Annotated in this window: 1 protein-coding gene; it reads left to right on the top strand. The window is 83.1% G+C overall.

Translation table 11 applies throughout. The features are described from left to right. Positions 1-472 (top strand): hypothetical protein (locus E2C05_RS33875; RefSeq protein ID WP_205083318.1); only part of this gene is annotated, 472 nt, incomplete at both ends.

The following is a 472-nucleotide window of genomic DNA, read 5'->3' as shown; positions in this document are numbered from 1 at the left end:
GGAGCTGGAACGGGCCGGGCGCGCCCTGGCCGCCGCCGCGGCCGAGGCGGCCGCGGCGCTCGCCGCCCTGCCGCTCTGGTCCGGCGACGCCGCCGCGCTGCTGGCCTGCCCGGTGCCGCTGGCGGCGCAGGCGGAGGAGCAGGGCCAGGCCCTGGCGGAGGCCGGCCGCGCCCTGTCGCGGGCGCGGGAGGAGCAGGACGGCATCCTGGCCGAGATCGCCCGGCTGGAGACGGAGCTGGCCGATATCGCCGCCGGGGAGACCATGCCCACCCGCGCGGCGGTGGCCGCGGTGCGGCAGGCGCGCGACCGCGCCTGGCGGCTGCTGCGCCGCGGACTGGAGGGCGGCGCCCCGCCCGGCCCGGAGGAGCGGCGGGACCTGCCGGACGGGCCGCTGCCGGACGGGTTCGAGGCGCTGCGCGACGCCGCCGACCGCCTGGCCGACCGCCGCGCCGATGAGGCGCAGCGCGTCGCC

Origin of the sequence: Paracraurococcus ruber, from assembly GCF_004353985.1 — a bacterium.
Classification (GTDB): Bacteria; Pseudomonadota; Alphaproteobacteria; order Acetobacterales; family Acetobacteraceae; genus Paracraurococcus; species Paracraurococcus ruber.
Note: the sequence above shows the minus strand (reverse complement) of the source record. Positions and strands in the feature narration are given on the sequence as shown.